The 22,918-nt window shown below is 36.3% G+C and carries 20 protein-coding genes; 5 read left to right on the forward strand and 15 right to left on the reverse strand.

The features are described 5' to 3' along the window. Positions 1 to 31 precede the first annotated feature (31 nt). The 3 genes from MHI02_RS00290 to MHI02_RS00300 all read right to left on the reverse strand — a co-directional run bounded on the left by MHI02_RS00290 (position 32) and on the right by MHI02_RS00300 (position 4,563). On the reverse strand, positions 32 to 1,954 hold the full coding sequence (locus MHI02_RS00290; RefSeq protein ID WP_341165557.1) for an ATP-dependent DNA helicase: 1,923 nt from the start codon (positions 1,952 to 1,954) through the stop codon (positions 32 to 34). 242 nt (positions 1,955 to 2,196) lie between these two features. Then, positions 2,197 to 3,714 (reverse strand): acetyl-CoA hydrolase/transferase family protein, encoded by a 1,518-nt coding sequence (locus MHI02_RS00295; RefSeq protein WP_341165558.1) that lies wholly within the window; start codon positions 3,712 to 3,714, stop codon positions 2,197 to 2,199. Positions 3,715 to 3,918: 204 nt separating this feature from the next. After that, the gene (locus tag MHI02_RS00300) at positions 3,919 to 4,563 is read right to left on the reverse strand and encodes a LytTR family DNA-binding domain-containing protein (RefSeq protein WP_047185178.1); all 645 of its coding nucleotides are present in this window, start codon (positions 4,561 to 4,563) and stop codon (positions 3,919 to 3,921) included. A gap of 187 nt (positions 4,564 to 4,750) precedes the next feature. Here MHI02_RS00300 and MHI02_RS00305 point away from each other — a divergent pair, with 187 nt between their 5' ends. Then, positions 4,751 to 5,812 (forward strand): NAD(P)/FAD-dependent oxidoreductase, encoded by a 1,062-nt coding sequence (locus MHI02_RS00305; RefSeq protein WP_047185179.1) that lies wholly within the window; start codon positions 4,751 to 4,753, stop codon positions 5,810 to 5,812. Between the two features lie 637 nt (positions 5,813 to 6,449). Here MHI02_RS00305 and argH read toward each other — a convergent pair. The 3 genes from argH to MHI02_RS00320 form a co-directional block, all read right to left on the reverse strand. Further along, entirely contained in the window at positions 6,450 to 7,865 is a 1,416-nt protein-coding gene (argH, locus tag MHI02_RS00310; protein ID WP_341165559.1) for an argininosuccinate lyase, read from the reverse strand. Further along, the gene (locus tag MHI02_RS00315) at positions 7,862 to 9,115 is read right to left on the reverse strand and encodes an argininosuccinate synthase (RefSeq protein ID WP_047185181.1); all 1,254 of its coding nucleotides are present in this window, start codon (positions 9,113 to 9,115) and stop codon (positions 7,862 to 7,864) included. The genes argH and MHI02_RS00315 overlap by 4 nt, the downstream gene beginning before the upstream one ends. 775 nt (positions 9,116 to 9,890) lie before the next feature. Continuing rightward, positions 9,891 to 10,577, reverse strand: a complete 687-nt coding sequence (locus MHI02_RS00320; protein ID WP_047185182.1) for a hypothetical protein — start codon at positions 10,575 to 10,577, stop codon at positions 9,891 to 9,893. A gap of 291 nt (positions 10,578 to 10,868) precedes the next feature. Between MHI02_RS00320 and MHI02_RS00325 the strand changes: the two genes are divergently transcribed. Beyond that, positions 10,869 to 11,084, forward strand: coding sequence for a helix-turn-helix transcriptional regulator (locus MHI02_RS00325; protein WP_047185183.1), 216 nt, complete (start codon positions 10,869 to 10,871; stop codon positions 11,082 to 11,084). After that, entirely contained in the window at positions 11,074 to 11,472 is a 399-nt protein-coding gene (locus tag MHI02_RS00330) for a hypothetical protein (RefSeq protein WP_047185184.1), read from the forward strand. Before MHI02_RS00325 ends, MHI02_RS00330 begins: the two co-directional genes overlap by 11 nt. A 194-nt stretch (positions 11,473 to 11,666) precedes the next feature. On the opposite strand, the gene MHI02_RS00335 is transcribed toward MHI02_RS00330, so the two are convergent. The 9 genes from MHI02_RS00335 to MHI02_RS00375 form a co-directional block, all read right to left on the reverse strand. Further along, positions 11,667 to 11,876 carry a hypothetical protein gene (locus MHI02_RS00335; RefSeq protein ID WP_167507326.1) on the reverse strand — a complete coding sequence of 70 codons (210 nt, stop codon included), beginning with the start codon at positions 11,874 to 11,876 and terminating at the stop codon, positions 11,667 to 11,669. A 513-nt stretch (positions 11,877 to 12,389) separates the two neighbouring features. Continuing rightward, positions 12,390 to 13,037, reverse strand: a complete 648-nt coding sequence (locus tag MHI02_RS00340) for an SDR family oxidoreductase (protein WP_047185185.1) — start codon at positions 13,035 to 13,037, stop codon at positions 12,390 to 12,392. 90 nt (positions 13,038 to 13,127) lie between these two features. Then, complete coding sequence (locus MHI02_RS00345; RefSeq protein WP_047185186.1) at positions 13,128 to 14,795, reverse strand: SLC13 family permease; 1,668 nt, start codon at positions 14,793 to 14,795, stop codon at positions 13,128 to 13,130. Positions 14,796 to 15,026: 231 nt separating this feature from the next. Continuing rightward, positions 15,027 to 16,295, reverse strand: coding sequence for a cytosine deaminase (gene codA, locus MHI02_RS00350; protein ID WP_047185187.1), 1,269 nt, complete (start codon positions 16,293 to 16,295; stop codon positions 15,027 to 15,029). A gap of 3 nt (positions 16,296 to 16,298) precedes the next feature. Beyond that, positions 16,299 to 17,549, reverse strand: a complete 1,251-nt coding sequence (gene codB, locus MHI02_RS00355; RefSeq protein WP_341165560.1) for a cytosine permease — start codon at positions 17,547 to 17,549, stop codon at positions 16,299 to 16,301. Positions 17,550 to 17,803: 254 nt separating this feature from the next. Beyond that, the gene (gene pstB / locus MHI02_RS00360) at positions 17,804 to 18,643 is read right to left on the reverse strand and encodes a phosphate ABC transporter ATP-binding protein PstB (RefSeq protein ID WP_084824066.1); all 840 of its coding nucleotides are present in this window, start codon (positions 18,641 to 18,643) and stop codon (positions 17,804 to 17,806) included. Between the two features lie 76 nt (positions 18,644 to 18,719). Beyond that, the gene (gene pstA / locus MHI02_RS00365; protein ID WP_341165561.1) at positions 18,720 to 19,607 is read right to left on the reverse strand and encodes a phosphate ABC transporter permease PstA; all 888 of its coding nucleotides are present in this window, start codon (positions 19,605 to 19,607) and stop codon (positions 18,720 to 18,722) included. Then, on the reverse strand, positions 19,607 to 20,560 hold the full coding sequence (pstC, locus tag MHI02_RS00370; protein ID WP_047185190.1) for a phosphate ABC transporter permease subunit PstC: 954 nt from the start codon (positions 20,558 to 20,560) through the stop codon (positions 19,607 to 19,609). Before pstC ends, pstA begins: the two co-directional genes overlap by 1 nt. 97 nt (positions 20,561 to 20,657) lie before the next feature. Then, the gene (locus tag MHI02_RS00375) at positions 20,658 to 21,614 is read right to left on the reverse strand and encodes a PstS family phosphate ABC transporter substrate-binding protein (RefSeq protein WP_341165562.1); all 957 of its coding nucleotides are present in this window, start codon (positions 21,612 to 21,614) and stop codon (positions 20,658 to 20,660) included. A 235-nt stretch (positions 21,615 to 21,849) separates the two neighbouring features. Here MHI02_RS00375 and MHI02_RS00380 point away from each other — a divergent pair, with 235 nt between their 5' ends. Continuing rightward, positions 21,850 to 22,209: a CidA/LrgA family protein gene (locus MHI02_RS00380; RefSeq protein ID WP_225344113.1), complete on the forward strand. Its 360-nt coding sequence runs from the start codon at positions 21,850 to 21,852 to the stop codon at positions 22,207 to 22,209. 2 nt (positions 22,210 to 22,211) lie between these two features. Continuing rightward, the gene (locus MHI02_RS00385; RefSeq protein ID WP_341165563.1) at positions 22,212 to 22,907 is read left to right on the forward strand and encodes an LrgB family protein; all 696 of its coding nucleotides are present in this window, start codon (positions 22,212 to 22,214) and stop codon (positions 22,905 to 22,907) included. Positions 22,908 to 22,918 lie beyond the last annotated feature (11 nt).

The raw sequence follows: 22,918 nt of genomic DNA on the forward strand, positions 1-22,918 counted from the left end.
CTTTTTATCAGATGCTCATTTTGCATTTTCATTAAAATTTAATTTCCACTGGCAATACTGCTTTAAGTTCCTGCAAGTATTCCTGTTTTTCCTCTTCACTTATCCAAATATGTACGACCCCACTATCCTCACTCGTACGAATTAATCTACCAATACCTTGTCGTAAGCGTAGTAACATGTATGGCAAGTCTACTTCCTTTTCAGGATCATTTGCATGTTTTCTTTTCGCTTTAAAAACAGGGTCATTTGGTGGGAATGGAAGAGAGGAAATGATCACTTGTGTAAGTGACTTTCCAGGAACATCAAGACCTTCCCATAAATGATACGAACATAGTACAGCTGTTTCATCTACTTGAAATCGCCTTACCATTTCACTTATTTCTTGATCCCCTTCGAAAAGGATCGTGAAAGGTATATCCCTGTTATGGATAAAACGGCGGAATTCATCCATTTCCTCTCTTGAAGAAAACAATAATAATGAACTTCCATTATTTTCATTGATGGACGAAATCATTTTATCCCACTTATCATCCCTATTTACTGACCCAAAAATTTGCATTTGTTTTTCATAATCAAATGGCGATGCCACGGAAAAAGAGTCCACGTTTTCTATGCCTAGACTCTTGGCGGTGTAAGAAAAATCTCCTTGATAAGAAAGGGTGGCAGATGAAAATACAAACGGGATCTTTTGTGTGAACACTTCTTTTTTAAGTACATCTTCCACAAGGCGCGGCATAATGACAAGACTTGTCGTATCTTGAATTTCCTCTAACCAATAAATGCCCTCATCATCTTTTAAAATCGTACGTAATCCATGGGAGAAAAACTCCAAAAACTCCTCAATAATCTTGATATAATAATCATCGATTGTAAATAATTCTGAATCAAAGACGAGCTCTTCTAATAATTGATTGACCTTTGCATCAAGCTTTTTAATATCCTCAAGGATTTCATTCGTTAGGGTGATCTCCTGCCTATTAGAACCTTCAACAACACGGGCTGTGTCGGCTAACTTATCGAATAATATATCATTATCCATTAAGATATCTTCCACTAATAATAAGGATTCCTCACGTACATCTTGTCCTATATATCCCGTCAATACTTTTGTGATCGTGTCGAGGTTATATCGGTACGTTAATCCTTTTTGAGCTGCGAATTCTAATAAATGACCTTCATCAAAAATAACAGAACTAGCCTCAGGTAAAAGTGGCAACTGCCCTTCACGTTTTCGGGATTCCTTTGTCCAAATATGCTCCATATAAAAGTCATGTGAACAAATGATAATATCGCTAGCATGTCGGTAATATTCCCTATTCAACGTCTGACCACTGCGATGTCTCCACTCACAAGTAGGGCATTGTTGCAATGGGTCCCAGGCAATTTTCTCCCAGGTCTCATCCGAAACCCAAGGATATTCCTTCCGATCCCCATATCGTTCAAAGGTTTTTACTTTGGACTTCGAATCGAAAACAAATTCCGGAATAGCATCATATACCTTCATGATGTCCTCGTCATCAGTATTGTCTATCAATGCATCTAGTTTTCGCACACAAACATATTGTTCCCGTGACTTTGCCAACCTTACATCGACATTAATTCCTAATGCTTTTTCCAGCTTTTCTATATCTCCGCCTTTTTTCACAAGCTGTTCTATTAATGTTTCATCCGCACAAGAGATGATGGCCGGTCTTCCCATATAACGTGCATAACAAATCGCATAGATAAGATAAACAAATGTTTTCCCTGTACCAACACCTGCTTCAGCAAAGATAGCTCTCTTATTCTTAAAAGCTTGCTCTAGTTGAAATGCCATATATATTTGTTCGTCTCGAAGTTCATAGCCTTGTTCTGGGAGAATATCATAAAATACGTCCCCAACATAATCACCCAGTCTTTCAAAGAAATTCTCCGTTTTCGAAACGGTAAACGGTAGCGATTGGTTTTTACTCATTATGTACTCCTTTATTCCAACATTCTTTTTTCATTGTAAAGAATACGTTTCGAGATAGCAATTACTAGCATAAATATATAGTCATTCGTGAATAAAAGTAGATTTAAAATTGTATATCCCTAAATCCTTTCAAGAACAAGTCTAAAGTTGAAAAATAGAGACTGATCCTCTCTCCCCCAAGAGAAAATCAGTCTCTAATATTCCGTATTATAATTAAACCCCTTTTAAATGATCATAAAACCTTATATTTGAGCTTTTAATGGCATCTTCATCGTTCCATGCTCTTTAAAGCTTATATGCCATGAGAATGCTTTTTCAAGCACATGTGGGGTCTGCCCTCCCCGTTCCAGTGCTTCATTATAATATTCCCAAAGCTGTTCACGATACATAGGATGCGCGCAATTTTCAATAATTAGTGGTACACGTTCCCTTGGTGCAAGCCCTCTTAAATCTGCATATCCTTGTTCCGTAACAACAACATCTACATCATGTTCGGTATGGTCGACATGTGATACATAAGGTACGATACTAGATATATCGCCACCCTTTGCGATTGATTTAGTTACAAAAATTCCTAATCTCGAGTTTCTAGCAAAATCCCCTGATCCACCGATACCATTCATCATCCTCGTCCCACTAACATGCGTTGAATTAACATTTCCGTAAATATCAAATTCCAACGCCGTATTAATAGCAATCAACCCGAGTCTACGGATAATTTCTGGATGATTGGAAATCTCTTGTGGACGTAAGATTAACTTATCACGATATTTCTCGAATTCACCAAATACCTGTTTCATTTTATCCTCGGATAATGTTAAGGAACAGGCTGATGCAAAGTTTACCTTTCCTGCATCAATGAGGTCGAAAACAGCATCTTGCAGAACTTCAGAATAAACAACTAAATCATGAAACTCTGAATCAATCATTCCGTGAAGAACCGCATTAGCTACAGACCCAATACCAGATTGTAATGGCATAAGACTTTCTGATAGTCTTCCAGCTTTCACTTCTTCCCGTAAGAAGTCTAATAAGTGACCCGCAATCATTTGTGTTTCTTCATCAGGTGCAACGATAGTAGATGGTGAATCTAATTGGTGAGTAAATACAATCCCTTTCACCTTATCCATATCAAGTGGAATCCCCATTGTTCCAATTCGTTGATTAGGTTGGGTTAAAGGGATTGGTTCCCTATCCCCTTGTTGATTCGGACTGTATAAATCATGTATTCCTTCTAACTCTACTGGCTGTGCTGTATTAATTTCGATAATAATGTTATCAGCAAATTCAGCAAACGCTTGTGAATTCCCAATGGACGTACTAGGAATAAGCAATCCATCCTCTGTAACCATAATCGCTTCTAAAATAGCGTAATCAATTGAATCAATTGCGCCTGCCCTAAGTAATTCTGAAGTATGGGATAAATGCTGATCTACAAAGAAGTGCTCCCCAGTATTAATTTTATTTCTCATAACAGGTTCAGCTTGAAAGGGTAATCGTTTGTTTACGATTCCAGCTTCGGCAAACATCTTATCAATGTTAGATCCTAATGAAGCGCCTGTATACACATTTACTTTAAACCGCTCTCCTGCTTCTGCCCTATTCACGAGCGCGGTTGGTACAGCTTTCGCATCACCTGCACGTGTAAAACCACTTAACCCCAATGTCATTCCATCTTCAATCCAAGTTGCCGCCTCTTCCGCTGTAACAACTCGATTAACTAACTGCGGGGCTTTAATCCTTTGAATTTTCTCCTGCATCCTCATCCCCCCACATATTATGGTCAACACCATTATAAGCGCTTACATATCCATTTAGGGGAAAACAGGATAAAACAAGAAATATAGGTCTAAATCATTATACTAACGGAATAATCCAGCATTTTTCCGTTTAGAACAATCGGCATTTGCCAATCCTTTAGGCAAATGCCTTAGTTGCTATATGCTGTTTTATGAAAAGGAAAATTAGAACCCCAATAGCTTTCTAAAATAACTGGAGTAGGATTGACTTACAGGTATTTTGGCACCATTACCCATTTCCAGAAAAAAGGTAGAATGTGTATCCGGATAAATGTGCTTGATATGATTTACGTTCACGACAAATGAACGGTGACAGCGTATAAAGTGTTTACGAGGCAAAAGATATTCAAATTCTTGCAACGTATTGGAATGAGTCCCTTCATATTCCTTTGAGTAGATATGTGTTTTTCGATCTTTTGTTTCTATGTATTGGACCATTTCAAATGGGACGGGTTTCCATCCATCACTTGTTTTCATAGTTACGACAGATTTACCTTCCGTATAAGCCGGATAAATCGCTAATACACAGCCAACTAACTCCGTATCCTGATGAAAAGGAACAGCCATTCCATGATATGGGATCCCATAAACCTCTCGATTGATAAATTCAGAAACCTTTTGTTTGGAAGATATTGCTTTATAGGCAATCGTTCCTTCCTTGATGGGGTCACCAGGTTTAATTTTCAAATCAATACGCTTACTCCTGCGGTAATAAATATATTCCTTTGTATTTGTTACTGCTATCGATATTTCATCAGAAAAAAGCTCCCCTATGACATCTAACAAAGTAGGGAAATTTAATTTCTCCATAATAACCTCCTGAAAAATGGAAAATATTAATTAAGAGTTGTATTTATATATGCATTCATAGTATAGCATGACCTTGATTTATTAGGGATATCGTTATTTTTAAGTCCTTAATAAAGTGACACTATATCAAAATTTTGTTAATCTATTAAATGGAACATAGTGCGATAACAACATTGGGGGTAGGAAAATGAAAAGGCTAGTTATTTTAGGTGGGGGCTATGGCGGTATTAAAGTATTAAATGGTTTATTAGATCATCAATTGCCAATAGATTTACAAATCTATGTTGTGGATCGTAATCCATTTAGATCACTAAAAACTGAATTTTATGCCATCGCTGCTGGTACTTCTGCTGAAACAGACGTACGTGTAAGTTTTCCAGAAGATGATCGTGTTACCTATCTTTTCCGAGAGGTATCCAAAATAGATATAGAAAATCAGCAAATTATTTTTGATGATGAAGATGAAAATCTCCCGTTTGATTATTTAGTCATCGGCTTAGGTTGTGAAGACAACTATCATGGGGTTCCTGGGGCTGAGGAATTTACCAAAAGTGTTCAAACCTTTGCAAAAGCATGTGACGCAGGGCTACAAGTCGCCAATTTAAAACCTTATGGAAAAGTTTCTGTAATTGGTGCTGGACTTAGTGGAATCGAGGTTGCATCAGAAATAAGAGAAAGTAGACCAGATTTAAATATTAAACTGTTAGATCGTGGACCAACCGTACTAAAAGCATTTGATTCTAAAATACAAGAATACGTTGAAAAATGGTTTATTGAAAATAATGTGGACGTGGTCCATCACTCCAATGTAGAATATGTTGAAAAAGATGGGGTTTGTAATAACGGGGTATGCTATCTTAACGATGTAACCATTTGGACGGCAGGAGTACGACCTAATTATTTAGTTAGAGAACTTCCTTTTGAAAAGGATAAACATGAGAAAATAAAGACGAATGAATTTTACCAAGTACCAACACAGCCTAATGTATATGTGTTGGGGGATTGTGTAGCGTCCGAACATTCACCAAGTGCACAATTGGCAATGCAACAAGGTGAACAAATTGCGGAGATTTTACTTGCGGTGCTCCACGATAAGGAACCGAAAAAGCCAAAACAAATTAAACTAAAAGGAACATTAGGTTCACTAGGTAAATCAGATGGATTTGGAAATATGATGACCTACCCAATGATTGGCTTTTTACCTAGATTAGCGAAGTCGGGTGTACTTTGGTTGAGTAAGCGACATTAATTGTAAGCATTCATACTATTCCCGTATGGTGTGTAAAACATATTACTTATACCCAAAATAACAAAAACTCGTAATAACTTAATTACAAAGGCTTGGTTCATTTTTAGAACCAAGCCTTGCTTTCTTTCTAAATACCTTTGACACCTTCAACAATCTAAAAGTTCTTTTCCAACTATCTTATCAAGTACATTTCAATTGGGTTTTTACTTCAATTTGTCCCTGATAGCTGTTGTCACGGACTTTTCCTTGGGTTTTTTGCTTCATTTTGTCCCTGATGGCCGTTGTCACGGACTTTTTCTTAGGTTTTTGCTGCGTTTTGTCCCTGATAGCTGTTGTCACGGACTTTTCCTTAGGTTTTTTGCTGCGTTTTGTCCCTGATAGCCGTTATCACGGACTTTTCCCTAGGTTTTTGCTGCGTTTTGTCCTTGATGGCTGTTATCACGGACTTTTCCTTAGGTTTTTTGCTACGTTTTGTCCCTGATAGCCGTTATCATGGACTTTCCCTTAGGTTTTTGCTGCGTTTTGTCCTTGATTAGACTTTTCAACTATCGCATAAAATATCATTAAGGCGTCAAAAATAGCAGGTACAAATTCTATTCGAATTGCCCTGCTATTTCTATTGTTATTTAGTCGTATTTTATGCTTGAATAATAGTCCCTTTATCCTCTATCCATTCTTTGCTTTCCTTTATATATGCGGATGCCTTTTCGATTTGTTCTTCTACTCTATTCTTCGCTGTCCCACCTGCTACATTACGGGCATTCACAACGGTTTCGGGAGTAAGTGCATCGAAAATATCCTCTTCAATTAAATTTGAGAAAGATTGGAATTCTTCTAGAGATAAATCCAGTAAATATTGTCCTTGATTGATACAGTGCAACACAACTTGCCCAACGACTGCATGAGATTCTCTAAATGGCATCCCTTTTCCAACTAGATAATCAGCCAAGTCAGTAGCGTTGGAGAAGTCTTCTTTCACTGCTTGATACATCGTTTCCTTCTTTACTTGCATGGACTCTATCATTGGAGCAAATAAAGCTAAAGCGCCTTTTAATGTTTCAACCGTATCAAACATGCCTTCTTTATCCTCTTGCATGTCTTTATTGTACGCTAGTGGGAGCCCTTTTAAAGTTGTCAGCATTCCCATTAGGTGACCATATACGCGCCCTGTTTTTCCACGAACAAGCTCCGCTACATCGGGATTTTTCTTCTGTGGCATCATACTACTTCCTGTTGTAAACTCATCATCCAATTCTATAAAGTTAAACTCTGCACTAGACCATTGGACCATTTCCTCACAAAGTCTAGATAGATGGGTGGAGATAAGCGATGCATTTGCTAAAAATTCAACAACAAAGTCACGATCGCTAACTGCATCTAAGCTATTTTCACAAATACCATCAAATCCTAATCTTTCCGCAACAAACTCTCTGTCTATCGGAAAAGTTGTTCCTGCCAAAGCACCCGCTCCAAGTGGGGATTTGTTTACACGTTTAAAACTATCCTGTAGGCGCTCTACATCACGTTGAAACATAAATACATAGGCGCTCATATGATGTCCAAATAAAACAGGTTGCGCACGCTGTAAATGCGTGTACCCAGGCATAACGGTATCAAGATTTGCCTTAGCTTGATTTAAAAGCGACTCTTGCACCTTTCCAAGAAGACTTATTAAATCAACAAGTGCAACGCGCAAGTACAAGCGCATATCTAAGGCCACTTGGTCATTTCGACTTCGTCCAGTATGTAGTTTACCACCTACTGGGCCTACTTCTTCGATTAAAAGCTTTTCAACGTTCATATGAATATCTTCGCTTTCAGCAGATAATTCCGCTTCTCCACTTTCAATCTTAGCAGCTACCTTCTTTAAACCTTCTGTTATCTTATCCGCGTCCTCTTTAGAGATAATCCCACATACGTTCAACATTTCTACATGAGCGAGGCTTCCTTGGATATCATACTTTGCTAATTTCTTATCAAAGTAAATCGATGCAGTATATTCATCAACTAATTCATTTGTTGGCTTTGTGAATCGTCCGCCCCATAGTTTCACGGCTTAACAGCTTCCTTTACTTCTAGTTTCACTTTTTCAGTTGAGTTAAATTTTGAACCTGCTTTGTTCACAGATGCATGAACTTTTGTTGGAAGTCCCCAAAGTTTAATGAATCCTAATGCAGCTTCATGGTCGAAAGAATCTTCTTTATTGTATGTTGCTAGGTCAAAATCATATAGAGAATTAGCTGATTCACGACCGACAACTTGTGCTTGCCCTTTATACAATTTAATTTTAACCGTACCAGATACAAATTCTTGAGTTTCTTTAATGAAAGCTTGTAATGCGGAAGTTAATGGCGAATACCATAGCCCATAATATACTGCTTGAGCTAATTTTTGTTCTACCATTGGTTTGAACTCCGCAACTTCTCTTGGTAATGTTAAAGCTTCTAGTTCTTGGTGTGCTGCAATTAGAGTCATTGCTGCAGGTGCTTCATAAATTTCACGTGATTTAATACCGACTAAACGATTTTCCACATGATCAATACGTCCTACCCCATGTTTTCCTGCCATATCATTTAATTCCAAAATTAATTGGTCTAATGGTAGAGCTTTTCCATCTAAAGAAATAGGTTTACCCTTTTCAAACGTAATTTGAACAACTTGGGCTTCATTCGGGGCATCCACTGGGTCTTGAGTTAATTCAAAAGCTTCTGCTGGTGGCTCAGCCCATGGATCTTCTAACACTCCACATTCATTACTACGTCCCCATAGATTTTGGTCAATACTAAATGGATTATCTAAATCAATTGGAATTGGAATATTATGTGCTTTTGCATATTCAATTTCCTCTTCACGAGACATAGACCAGTCACGTACAGGTGCCACAATCTTTAATTCTGGGTTTAATGCTGTAAAGGAAACATCGAAACGAACTTGGTCATTTCCTTTCCCTGTACAACCGTGTGCAACTGCTACCGCGCCTTCCTCTTCAGCAATATCAACTAAAATTTTTGCAATTAACGGACGAGACAATGCAGAAATTAATGGATATTTTCCTTCATATAATAAATTTGCTTGTAAGGAAGGTAATACATATTCCTCTGCATATAAAGCCTTTGCATCTACCACATAAGATTTTATCGCACCTACATCAATTGCTTTTTTCTTAGTAAATTCTAAATCCTTTCCTTCCCCGACGTCTAGAGCAACCGCAATAACATCATAGTTATATTTATCCTGTAACCATTTAATTGCAACAGAAGTATCAAGTCCACCTGAGTAAGCTAAAACAATTTTATCCTTCATGAAAAATTTCCCCTCTCGAATATGTCCTATTAATGAATTATTATGCATCATAGTGCATAATAATTCAAGTGGTTTTTTGAAATTTTTTATTTATTTTTTGTTTTGGATAAATTAGTGGATTGGCCATGTGATTGGAAGGATATCTACCGGGAAGAATTAAATTATCAAAAATGCTATAATTTTACTTATGGAAAATGGAAACTGTTATTAGAGAAGCACTTGACGGACGGTCCATTATATATTCTAAATTCATTTCTTAGTAACTGGTCCTCCTTATTCATAACTATAAAAACAAGGACTATGAAATTCTACCTAATTGCCATATAAATGAGATATTCAAATGAGAATACAATATTAATTACATAAGAAAGCTGCCACATAGTTTTGTGACAGCTTTCTAAAAAGTAATTTAATTTTAAGATATAGAAAACTAATACTATTGCTTTGTCTTGAATTATTCCTTTAAAAATAAGTATAATTTCCCTAAATTAAATGTTAACTCAAAATCACTTTTACTATTCTACTTATTAGGAATATCAGTACATTTTTCAAGTTAATACTGTTAATTCTAAGTGAATAATGGAGTTACTCGGGTTTAATTTAAAACATATAAACTTAATGATTAGTAAGGATTTACGTCAATTTTTCAGACAAAAAATATTTGTTTACTATAACGTACTTTTAAGTGAAGTAAATAAATTTATATTATATGATTGACTGTGATAGTAATCAATCTCTTAATCAATCATATTGTAAATCTATAAAAAGATACTAATTAACACGCTGTTGCCCCGGTAAGTGCCCCACAAAGAAGGGTGCATGCTGGATATCCTCCCGGAACAGCGACTAATGATAAACAGCCCAAAGAACATGAACCACTGGTCGCTAAGCCACAGATTACTTTCCACCAGTAACTTCCTTTTTCAATTGCTAAAGGTTGTATCTGAGTTTCATCCTTTGCATTAACTACCTCGTTGTCAACTACATTATTTTCAAGCAAAACTTGTCCAGTTTTACCATCATATTCAGTAAAAATCATTCCAGTTGATTCATCATTTTCTTTTACCGTTGTAAATGAAAAAACTTCATAAGTTTTTGAGTCAACTATAGCCAAAATACCTGTATGTTCTTTCTCATCATCAATTTTAGATTGTAATACAACAATATCGTTTTTAAAATCCTTGTTAGATTCCAACTCGAACCTTTCAACCTTTGCATTGTTTTTAACTAACTTTCCAGATGTAGAAAGTTCCTTAAATGTACTATTTTTTTCAACCGCTTTTAAATATTCGTTTGCTTCTTTACCTGTTAAAATTTCACTAACACTTTCATCTGAACTGTCACCGCTTTCAATTCCCTTAGCACTGACACTATTTAGTGAAAGTGAGATTGTTACAATCACTACCATTGTTACTAGAAATAATTTTTTAATTTTGAGCACACTAGAATTTGAGATTTTCATTAATAGTTCCCCCCTTTATATTATTTATACTACGATTACTAAAGTTCCCCCCCTTTTTTCAATTACTTAACCAGAAGAATTATTCTTACTATTTAAGCATAATATGGGAAAATATGGTAATTAATAGGATAGCCTATTTTTGAATCCTTTTTACCATAAAAAACTTAATATACACATATATTGTAGTAGTTCATATTCCCTAAATCGTAAATATATCTTTACCTACTTTCTTGTTTATGTTATAAAATATGTAAAGATATATTTACTTTTTCACAAGGGGGGTGGTGATCTATGGCGGTTAAAAATAACATTCGCAAAATTAGAAAAGAAAAAGGGATAAAACAAATAAAAATAGCCGAGGACTTACAAGTGACAAGGCAAACGTTTACCGCAATAGAAAACAATAAATATAATCCAAGTCTTGAACTAGCACTTAAAATTGTAAAATACTTTGCTTTACAGTTTGAAGAGGTTTTTAAATTAGAGGAGGAGAAGAATGAAAAATAGAAAAAGAAAATGGACTTTAGCTTACGGTGGAATAGGTATTTTGTTAGGTGCAATAATCAGTCAAAGTTTCACCTATTTCACAAAAGGGGAATTCTCTACGGCTACAGTAATAGGTGCATTACCTGTATCAATTATTCTAATTGTTATTAATGTAATTAATGTAAATCGTAAAAAAGATAGAACTCCAGAACTTGATGAACGAACTGTCAAAAATATGCTGAGGTTTCACACGTATTCATCGCATATCTTTCTAGGGTTACTTTTCATTTCATTGGCTACCATCACATTTTTGGACATTAAAGATGTACCAACTTCTTACCTATGGATAATTATATTCACATATATGTGCTTTAGTGGTATAGGTACTATAATTGTAAAACGTCAGTAAGTCCATTATCTCTCTTTATTGGATAGCGTAACACTCGGGACAACACCTTTTATTAATTTACGTGAAAGAACATTGTAATACTCTAGAACATTATAGGATGGTGGTACATGTTCGGATTCCCGGAAATCGACCATCTTATACAGTCAATCATTTCTTCTTGGAATAATAGTATTGGTGGGAGGAGAACAAAAGTGCTAACGCGCCTTATCACATCCCAAGTGAAAATTAATCACTTGGGGTATTTCTTGCTCTTTCGTAATGCTGTTACAATGCGGGCAATGTATTTCTACTTCTTCACTTTTTTTAAAATCCACACTAAATTCACCTATAATATATTCAGGATCTTCATCGGTTTTATTACAATCAATACATTTAAAAATCACCATCTTTATTTCTTCATTCAAACCAAAAAGATCGTCTATATTTAACCACCATAAGTTTTTTGTCGAATTATCTCGTCCTTGCGTTCTTCTTTATTCTTTTGATAAACCGGACATAGTTAAACAAAGTCTATAAAATTGGAATATTCCCCCTTTGGGCAGAATCGGAATCAAAAGGGGAAATTTATGTGTTATTGTTATAGTATTATTTAAAAAGGGAAGCGACTGATGAAATTTGAAATCCCTTACTTTAGACATGGAGAAGAATCCCAAATGATAAAATTAATGGTTTTATGTAACAAATCCGATAGTGCTCACTATCCGCAATCCAATGATGCGTTGGATGAAGATAGTTTATTTCCAGTTTGTAAAAGGATTCTTTCAAGTTACTAGTATCTTCCATTATTCACGCATTTAATGGTCATTTCCTTGAAGTAGAGCAACTAAACGGTTTTGTAAATATAATCTATATGAAATGAACTAACATTAAAAAGCGAACAATCCTTTTCAAAAGGACTGTTCGCTTTTTAATTTTGGCTATAAACGTTTGAATGCTTCTTCAATCGTGCTTTCGCCTGACATTAAACCAATTGTCTTTTTAAATGTATTTTCCTCATCTAAAGATTGTACAACAGCTCTTGCAACATCTTCACGTGGAATAGATCCCTTATCGATGTCATTTCCGGCCTGCACTTTTCCAGTCCCGGGTTCATTTAACAAACGACCTGGGCCAAAAATAGTATAGTTTAAATTACTTTCCGTTAAAATACGATCTGCATAATGTTTGGCAACCATATACGGTTTGATTGGGCTATCTTTCCAGGACTCACGGTCAAATGCGCGGAATGCACTAACCATGATATATCGATTTGCACCAACTTTTTCTGCTGCTTCCATTGATTTTACTGCCCCATCAAGGTCTACAAGTAACGTTTTGTCCGGTCCTGTTTTCCCACCTGATCCAGCTGAGAATATTACCGCGTCACTTCCTTGCATTGCCTCGGCTAATTCCTCTACACTTCCTTCTAGGTTAGCAACGATTGCATCTACACCAGATTCCTTAAGTGCATTTGCTTGCTCTCCACTACGAACCATTGCTTTTAATGTATGTTGATTACTATCTTGAAGTAGTTTCACTAAATGTTTTCCAATTTGCCCATTTGATCCAATTAGAAATACTTTCATTAATGATTTCTCCCTTCACTCTTGGATAACTACATTGTTTCAAAGTATGTGGGGGAAATCAAAGGAATTGCTTAAATAAAATATTGGTTCTTAACGAAATTCAGCCGGTATCTCAAACAAATCAATTCCCCATACAAGTGGTAAATAAAAATAGACAACCAATACAATTAAAACAAGGGTAAAGTTATTTAACCAGAATCCGTTTTTAACCATTTCGGTAATCTTCAATTTACCTGTCCCATACATAATGGCATTTGGTGGTGTACCTACTGGTAGCATAAATGAACAGTTAGCCGCCATTGCACAAGGTACCATTAGTGCATATGGGTGTATATTTAAAGCAAGTCCCAGTGAAGCTACTACTGGTATAATCATCGTTGCTGTAGCCGTGTTTGAAGTAATCTCTGTTAAAAGTAAAATTACTAGTGTTGAGATAAAAATTACAAGGAGAATGTTCATTCCTTCCAGTCCTGCCAACTGATGTCCAATCCATTCTGAAAGTCCTGTTGATGTAAACCCTGCTGCAATGGCAAGTCCTCCACCGAACAGTATGAGAATACCCCATGGTATATCCTTAGAGTCCTTCCATTCCATTATTTTACTTCCTTCTTCCCGTTTTGCAGGAATTAAGAAAAGTAATACGGTTGCCATCATCGCAATGATGCCATCACTGATACCAGGAATCTCAACGATATTTTCCCAAATAAACGTCCTTGTGATCCACATAAATGCTGCGAAGGCAAATACAAACGCTACAGCTTTTTCCTCGTAAGAAATTTTACCAAGTGATTTCCGTTCCTTATAAATCTGTTCCTTTCCACCTGGTAATTCGCGAAAGTTTATTTTATATACAACTTTCGTCAAGTAAAGCCATAATAATGGAATTAAGAGAATAACAATTGGGACTCCTACTGCCATCCAACCGGCAAAGGATATTTCTGTATCAAACATTTGACTTACTGTTCCCGCAAGAATACTGAGGGGTGGTGTTCCAATCAATGTCCCAAGACCCCCAATGGTTGCAGCATAGCCAATACCAAATATGACCGACTTCTCAAATTTCGGTATATCACTCGCATATTTCCCTTCTTTCAAGGAACTTGATGCCTGTTGAACAATTGCCAATCCCATTGGAATTAGCATCATGGTAGCTGCCGTATTCGAAACCCACATCGACAAGAAGGCGGTTGAAACCATGAAACCTAATACAATTCGTTGTGGGCTTGTACCAATTATAGAAATAATCGATAATGCCATTCGCTTATGCAGGTTCCATTTCTCCATAGCTGTTGCAATAAAAAATCCGCCTAAGAATAAGAAAATAATATCATTTCCATATGATGAAACAACGGTATTTCCATCCAATGCCCCGGTCATTGGTAATAAAATAATAGGAATTAGCGAGCTTACCGGAATTGGAATTGGCTCCGTAATCCACCAAGTAGCCACCCACAATGTGACAGCAAGAACAGATCTTGCCTCAGGACTTAAACCCTCCGGATGAAAAAACAATAATGTTAATAAAAACAATAAAGGCCCTAAGATCAAACCTACCTTTTGAGCAGGTTTATAGGCCGGTTTCTTATTATGTCCCTTTTTATTTCCCTTTCCCGAAATAGAAGATCCATTTTCCTTTTGCCCCTTAGAAGTTTGAGATTCTTCAACATTTCTTAATTGAGAAAAGGTCAATAAACGTTTTGTATTCTCATGTGACTGCCAAAGCCACCCCCAAAAAGCACCTATACTTTTTTGTACCATAATTCCTTCCTCCCCCTGTAATTCTTGTCAGCGTTTACATATTATTTTAGATTAAATCAAACCAAATGTGAACCCTTAAAATTATTTAAACAGTTTCGTAACAGATTCACATGGTTTTTATTTAAAATCTCCCATCCCACTATCATATCATGAACTACAATGAAAGTAAGCCCCCCTAAAGTGAAGCAGACTTTTTTAATCTGTTTACCCTAAGGGGGGCATTATGTTTATTTACCTTCTATTAAAATCAACCATCTCATTACTTCCATCCAATAAAAGCATCGTTTCACTAGGCTTTGTTTCAGCAATGATTTTACCATTACGAATAGAGTAACGAACTTTTGCTTGTTTGCGGATGGTATCATATTCACTCTCTGCATCTAGGATGATGAAGTTAGCTGGCTTCCCTTCTTCGATACCATAGTTGTCTTCAATATTTAATGTTTTTGCACTGTTTTTTGTAATAAGATCAATCGAATCTACAATTTGCTCATAACCCATTAATTGCGCTGCATGGATGCCCATATGAAGTACTTGTAGCATATTGCCTGTGCCAAGTGGATACCATGGATCAAAAATATCATCCTGTCCAAAACATACATTCATTCCCGCTTCTAGTAGTTCTTTTACTCTCGTTAATCCTCTTCGTTTCGGATAGGTGTCGAACCGTCCTTGAAGATGAATATTAACAAGTGGATTCGATACAAAGTTAATTTCGGACATCTTTAAAATACGGAATAATTTAGATGCATAAGCATTATTATAGGAACCCATAGCTGTTGTATGGCTTGCAGTAACACGGGAACCCATTCCTCGTTCGTAAGCCTCTTTCGCTACCACTTCAACAAATCTTGATTGTTCATCATCAATTTCATCACAATGAATATCCACTAATACATTATATTTTTCTGCTAAATCAAAGGCTGTCTTCATTGATTGAACGCCATACTCACGGGTAAATTCATAATGTGGAATTCCCCCAACAACATCTGCACCCATTTTAAGTGCTTCTTCCACTAATTCCGCTCCATTAGGGAAAGATTGGATACCTTCTTGCGGAAAGGCAACAAGCTGTAAGTCAACATAATCTTTCATTTCTTCCTTCACTTCAAGCAATGCTTCAAGTGCAATTAACTTAGGGTCTGTGACATCTACATGAGTACGTACATGCTGAATACCTTGGGCAACTTGCCACTTTAAAGCTGTTTTAGATCTATACTTAACATCTTCTTTTGTTAATGATTTCTTACGCTCTGACCATCTTTCAATTCCTTCAAACAATGTTCCGCTAAGATTCCATTCCGGTTCACCGGCTGTAAGCGTCGAATCTAGATGAATATGCGGTTCAATAAAAGGAGGAAGAACCAATGCTCCATTAACATCGATTACCTCATGCCCTCCCATATCCACTTGTGTAGAAACTTCTTCAATTTTTCCGTCTTTCACAACGATACTATATAGCTCATCTTTTCCTCTTAATTTCGCATTTTTAATAATCATGAACTAACCCACCTTTTCTACTTTTATTTCGATTTGCCTTTCCGCCACTTTCATTGCGGTTACATAAATCACTGCAGTTCCAACAATCCCATTAATTGGAGGAATACCAGGTACTAAATTGGCAACAACAACCCCACCAATCCAAGCTAGAATAGCAATCCAATTAATTGATTTAAATTTCATTGTTTCAAACGGTTCGTACTTTCCTCTTTTTACTAAGAAATAATCCGCTAAAATAATTGCACCGATTGACGGAAGAGTGGAACCTAATACTGTTAAGAATCCCATAAAGTTATTGTAAAGCCACATCGCTGCAATAGTTCCAACGATCCCATTAAAGATAACTACTTTACTTTTAGGGATTTTTGTAATATTAGAAAACCCTAGTCCTGAAGCATATAATGCATTATCATTCGTTGTCCAGATATTTAATCCTAATACAATAATTGCTGGGATAATAAGTCCTTGTGTATACATTACTTCTGAGATATCACCTAAACCAAATGCAAATGTACCAATTGCTCCAAATAAGAACATGAGTGAATTACCGATCAAGAATGCAATCATCGTAGTACTTACAGCTGTTCTCCCACTCTTTGCAAATCTTGTAAAGTCAGGAGTTAATGTTCCAGCACTAACGAAAGAACCGACACAAATAGTCAATGCAGCTGCAACGCCCATTGCTTCAGTTGGTTGATAATCCATTAATGCCTGAATTCCACCTGCTGTATTTGTTGCACTGATAGCAGAATAGCCCCCTAGAATGGAAATAGCTGGGATTGCAATAATACTAATAATTGTTAAAGCCTTCATTCCAAAAATTGCAGTTGCAGTCATTAACGTTCCTAAAATAATGATTAACACGTACTCATTTATTCCTGTAAATAAATGGACTGGAACTGCGAACATTGCTAAACCAACACCAAACCATCCAACTTGTGTGGCACCTAATAGGAATGATGGTAAATAAGACCCTTTTTCTCCAAAAGCATAGCGAGCAAGTAAGTGTGTGGAAAGACCTGTCTTAGATGCAATAAATGCTAAAGCACCAGTATATAATCCTAAAATTAAGTTTCCTATAAATACAATCCAAATAAATTCTTTAAATGTTAGGCCTGCACCTAATTCTCCCCCAGATAACATACTAGCTGAGAAAAATGTTAAACTCATCATTACTGCTAACATACTCCAAAAGCCAGTTCTACTTCCCTGTGGAACAGCTTGTAATGAAAATTCCTTATCTACCTTTTGCATACCAATTCCTCCTTAAAGTGGACTGGCACCGAAGAATTGACTTTTGGAAATAAAAAAAAAGGCTCCTTGCCATTTCTGACAAGAAGCCCAGTCAAAGATAGGATTGATCTAAGCATAATCATCCCATCTTCATTTCCGTTGTCCTTGTCAGCCTCTCTGGACTGATTTAAAGGTACCAGTATTAAATTAATTACATTAAAACAAAATAATCATAAATTGTCAATGAAAAATATAGGCCTTACCTTCCGTATTCCTCATCCAAATCTACCAGATATATAATCTTCCGTCCGTTTATCTGATGGATTGGAGAAGATTTTATTCGTGTTATCGAATTCTACAACCTCTCCGTTTAAAAAGAAAGCGGTTCGATCGGAAATACGTGCTGCTTGTTGCATATTATGAGTAACCATAATAATAGAATAATCCTTTTTCAGTTCTTGAACTAACTCTTCAATTTTAAGCGTTGATTTAGGGTCAAGCGCTGAAGTTGGCTCATCCATTAAGATTACATCCGGTTGTATTGCCAGCGCTCTAGCAATACATAAACGTTGCTGCTGACCACCAGAAAGTCCAAATGCATTTTCATTTAGACGATCCTTTAACTCATCCCAAATATAGGCACCACGCAAACTTCTTTCGACAATTTGATCTAGTAACTTTTTATTACGGATACCATGTATTTTGGGACCATAGGCAATATTTTCATAGATAGACTTTGGAAAAGGATTCGGTTTTTGAAATACCATACCTACTTTTGTACGTAAATCTTCTACTTTCATCGTTTTACCTAAAATGTTATTTCCTTTATAAGAAATCGAACCAGTTGTACGAACACCTGGTACTAACTCAACCATACGATTTAACGTTTTAATGTAGGTAGATTTGCCACACCCTGAAGGACCAATAATGGCTGTTACTTCTTTTTCATGTATTTCCAAATTAATATTTTTCAAAGCATGTGTATGACCGTACCAAAGATTTAATTCTTTTGTATCATAAACAATATTATTTTTTTGTGTATTTATTTTCTTTGCTATACTTTCCTTTGCTGTGGGATTAACTTGTAAACCCATTTTATTTGCGATAACGCCCATTCTCATCACTCCTTTATGAAGATTATTGTTCGCGAAATTTCTAAACTAGTATCAAGCTATCAAGAGACTCGCACTATTAATATCTATGTTGAAACTTATTTCGAATAAAAATTGCTACGGAGTTAAGCAGGAATAAGAGAGCAAGTAGAACAATAATAGTTGCGGCAGCTAAGTTCGCATATTCTGCCACTAGGGATGAATCCAAAGTCCAGTAATAAATTTGCATCGGTAGAGCTGTAAACGTATCAAACAGCCCTTCCGGAAATGGAATTAACAATGCTGGAATTCCTAGTACAGTTAGGGGTGCTGTTTCTCCAATCGCACGTGATAGAGATAAAATGGATCCTGTCAAAATACTTGGTAAAGCTGCAGGCAAGATTACTCTTCTAATCGTTTGCCACTTTGTAGCCCCCATCCCATAAGATGCCTCAGCTAGATGCCCAGGTACTGCTCTAAGTGCTTCCTGTGCAGATACAATTAAAATTGGTAGTACTAATAAAGATAAAGTTAAACCACCAGCTAAAACAACATTTCCAAAATCCATCATACGAACAAAAACAGTTAAACCTAATAGTCCATAAACAATCGATGGTACACCTGCTAGATTAGAAATGTTCGTTTCAATAAATGACTTAAACTTCCCTCTTTTTGCGTAAAGCTCTAAATAAATAGCAGTTCCCACTCCTACTATTAGTGTAACCGGAATAACAACTAGCACGACCCACACCGTTCCAAGTAAAGCACCCATAATACCGGCACGATCAGGATCTGTAGATAATCTACCCGTTAGGAAATCCATATGAAGGAAACTAATCCCATCCATTACTACTCTTATCATTAAAATGGCGAGGACAAAAAGACCAAATAAAGTAGATAAAAAGAAAATGAATTTCCATATTCTATTATTTCTCACCCGGGAGTTCATTCTATTTTTTAATTGTGTTTCGTCAAATTGCTTAATCATCAATATTCCTCCCTAAACTTACGGGAAATATATCTTGCAAATAAATTCATTAATAGAGTAAAGACAAAAAGGGTAATAGCCACAGCATAAAGACTATAATATATCGTCGTACCAGCGGCAGCTTCTCCACCAGCGACTTCAACAATGTATGCAGTCATGGTTTGCATAGATTGAGTAATGTCAAAAGTAAAGTTTTTGGAACTCCCACTAGCAATCGTAACAATCATTGTTTCACCAATAGCCCGGGAAATACCAAGAACGAATGAGGCAATAATTCCCGAAAAAGCAGCAGGAATAACTACCTTGAATGTTGTTTCTAATTTTGTTGCTCCCATTGCTAAAGATCCTTCTCTCATTGCATTCGGAACAGACGTCATGGCATCTTCAGAAAGAGATGCAATCATGGGGATAATCATAACCCCCATTACCAAGCCAGGGCTAAGAATATTCGTAGCTCCTACTTCTGGAAAAATAGAGCGAATAAGAGGTGTTACAAATGTAAAAGCAAAAAATCCATATACAATCGTCGGAATACCAGCTAAAATTTCTAATAATGGTTTTAATACTCTTCTAACTTTTTCTGACGCATACTCACTTAAATAAATAGCAGACATAAGGCCAATTGGACCCGCAACAAGCATAGCAATAGCAGTAGAAATAAGCGTACCGTTAATAAGGGGTAAAATGCCGAATTCTGGATTTTGACTTAATGGTTTTAAAACAGCACCAGTAAAAAACTCCCAAATTGGTACAGCTCTAAAAAATTGAATTGCTTGTGATAATAACGTATAGAGTATCCCTAGAGTCGTAAGGATAGTTATTGACGCTAAAAGAAATAAAATGGTAGGAATCCATTTTTCAACTAGGTTCGATACATTTTTCTTTTGTTTATTTTGCGCAATTATTTCACTAACATGAATCGCTTCTTGCTTTACCTCGCTGATCTTCTGCATTATGTTAGGACTCCTTCCAACATGGAAACTTTAGAAACTAAGATGAGAGCACAATTGGCCCTCATCTTAATAGGTTTCAAAGTTTCCTAAATATCAATTATTTATTAGCTTCTAGCTCTTCAAGTTGAGCTTGTGCTTCTTCTTCTGGAATAGGTGCGAATCCAGTTTCTCCAGCAAAGTCATTCATGGTTTCTAATACATAAGTTGCATAATCGAATACTTGGGCCTTTTCTTTTGCATGGTTCACATTTAAATATGTGAATACTGGACGTGTATAATTAGCATAAGGGCCTTCTTCACCAATTGTATCTAGAGATGGAACGACAGCACCTTCGCCAAAATCAATACCTACTGCTTGTACTTTATCTTTGTTACTATCGTAGTATCCAAATCCAAAGAACCCAATTGCGTTAACATCTTCTGCTACTAAAGTTACTAAAGTAGAATAATCTTGTTGAAGATTAATCGTTTTTACTAAATCCTGTTCTTCAAGAATAGTTTCATAGAAAAATTCGTAAGTTCCATGGTTTTCATTTGGACCATATGTTTGAATTTCTTCTTCAGGCCAATCCGGATTGATTTCAGACCACTTTGTTACATTACCTAAGAAGATATCCTTCACTTGATCTTCTGTTAATTCAGTTGCAAAGTCATTTTCTGGGTTAACCACGATTGTTAAACCGTCTAAAGCAACTTTTAACTCCATTACTTCTATTCCAAGCTCATCTGCTTTTGCTTGTTCTTCCTCTTTTATTTCACGGGATGCATCATTAAAGTCTGTTCCATCTTCTGCTAGGAATTTCTTAAAACCAGCACTTGTTCCTGCACGGCTAACTTCAACAGATACATTCGGTTGTTCGTTAACCATATATTCTTCAGCTAATCTAGACATTAGGGGGTAAACCGTACCAGATCCATCAATGGCAACATTTCCTTCTAATTCGTTGGATGCTTCATCGCCAGAAGTATTTGATTTTTCTGCTGCCCCTCCACAAGCTACTAGAAATAGTACTAGTCCTACAACAACCAACATAAGGTACTTTTTGAACTTCATTACTTTGTCCTCCCCGAATAAGTCCTTTAAATTTTGATGAACGGATCATTCCGCCTCTCACTTCCATAGTATAGTAGCTGAATGTAAAGAACGTATGATGTGAATGTAAATGTTTTGTAAATCCGGGGAATTAATCAACGGTAATAAGTTATAGAGTTTGGAATTCTATAACTTCTTCTCATCTAATTTTATTGATATACTAGTAGTTATTCCATAAAGTATAGGGGTGTTAATTGTGGTTAAAGTCATGAAGATCACATTACATATAATCATCCTATGTTTACTAGCGTCTTTAGGAAATTGGATTCAACACACATTTCATCTGTTGATTCCAGGTAGTGTGATAGGAATGATCATTCTTTTTATTCTATTATTCTTTAACATTGTGAAACTTTCATGGATTGATGAAGGAGCAAAGTTCATGGTTCGCCATTTAACTTTGTTTTTCATTCCAGCAACGGTTGGAATTATCGACTACTTCGATTTATTTCTAGGGAAAGGTATCCTATTATTCTTCATTGTTATCATTAGTACCATACTTGTCATGGTAAGTTCTGGATGGATTAGTCAGTGGCTAATCATGAGGAAGGAATGAATATGAGTATGATTCATTTATTAATTGGCATTACAGCAATCATAGGCACGGTTATCACTTATTACGCAGCATTAAAGATTCACCATAAATATCATTATCCTTTTACGTTACCTATGTTAATCGCAACCATTATCATTGTTCTTATTTTACTCATCATCCCTATATCCTATGAGACGTATATGATAGGTGGGGAGTGGATTAATAAGTTACTTGGCCCAGCAGTTGTTGCATTGGCCTATCCACTATACATGGAACGAAAGCTTTTGAAAAAAATGGTTGTTCCAATCCTTGTTGGAACTTGTATAGGAGCATTGGTGGGAATTTCTACTGGAGTACTTCTTGCAAAGTGGGCTGGATTTGGAGAGGAAATACTACTTACGATTAGCTCCAAGTCTGTGACAACTCCCATTTCTATGGCCATCACGGAATCGTTGGATGGGATAACTTCACTAGCAGCTATCTTTGTTATGATTGCCGGAGTAGGTGGGGCAGTATTACATTCCTATGTTTATAAATATACAAAGATCCACCATTATCTAGGAAAAGGAATTGGACTCGGAAGTGCCTCGCATGGCATCGGTACTGCCGCAGCACTTGAGAATAGCCAATTGGAAGGATCGATTAGTTCTATCGCCATGTCCATTAGTGCCGTAGTTGTTTCTGTCATTACTCCATGGATGATGAATTTGTTATTATAAAGAAAAATCAG

Origin of the sequence: Oceanobacillus sp. FSL K6-0118 (assembly GCF_038006665.1) — a bacterium.
In the GTDB taxonomy this organism is placed as follows: Bacteria; Bacillota; Bacilli; order Bacillales; family Amphibacillaceae; genus Oceanobacillus; species Oceanobacillus caeni.